Below are 990 nucleotides of genomic sequence, written 5' to 3' on the forward strand. Positions count from 1 at the left end.
TCTTGAGGCTTCTACTCCTGTGCTATCTTTAACCGAATTTATAGCAGCTACTAAAGAGCCGTTTTGATCACTATCTTGGTATTCTATTTTACCTATGGTTACACCATTAATCTTAAAATCATCACTTGTAGCACCGGCTTTTATAGGGCCAACACCTGTAGTTTCAACTAAGAAATTTGCTCTAACACCTGTAATATCAGCTACTCTATTAATCTCTTCAGCTAAAGCTCCCATACCTGTTCCTACTGAAGTAGAAATCACTACAGGTTGGAATTTAAAATCATCTACTCCATTATAATTTTTAATAGTAAGTTGAGCTATACCGCTATCTTTAGCTTGTGAGCCTGTTTCAAATCTAGTTACACCTATTTTAGAACTTTGAGTTGGCCCTATGCTAGCTTTTACAGTTTGATTTGACTGTGCACCTAGTTGGAATTCTTGATTTATAAAGTTTCCACTTAAAAGTTGCTTGCCATTAAATGCTGTAGTATTAGCTATATTATCAAGTTCTTCCATCAAACGATTAATATCAGCTTGAAGCATATTTCTTGTTTTAGTGCTTTGTCCATCTTGTGCTGCTTGAGTAGCTTTTACTTTGATAGTATCTAAGATTTTAAGCTGCTCATCCATAGCCTTATCAGCTGTTTGTAAAATACCTATAGCATCATTACCATTATTTATCGCTTGACCTAAAGTTGCAGCTTGTGATCTTAAGCTATCTGCTATAGCCATACCTGAAGCATCATCTGCTGCAGAGTTGATTCTAAGACCTGAACTAAGTCTTGATAAAGACTTATCAAGCTCTCTTGCTGTGATAGTTGAATTTGCATGTGCATTCATTGCACCTATGTTGGTGTTTATTCTAAAACCCATTTTAAATCCTTTCAAAATATTGCTTAGAACTTTTAAAGCAATAAATGTTCCAAATTTAAAGAGTTGTTTTAAAGAGTTGTTTTAAAGAGTTGTTTTAAAGAGTTGTTTTAAAGAGTT

1 protein-coding gene is annotated in these 990 nt (G+C 34.0%); it reads right to left on the bottom strand.

From position 1 onward, the window contains the following. A partial coding sequence (locus L8X38_RS08385) for a flagellin hook IN motif-containing protein (protein WP_318529591.1) occupies window positions 1-873 on the bottom strand: 873 nt, incomplete at its 3' end. Window positions 874-990 lie beyond the last annotated feature (117 nt).

This window comes from Campylobacter sp. CNRCH_2014_2452 (assembly GCF_025772865.1).
GTDB lineage: Bacteria > Campylobacterota > Campylobacteria > Campylobacterales > Campylobacteraceae > Campylobacter_D > Campylobacter_D lari_D.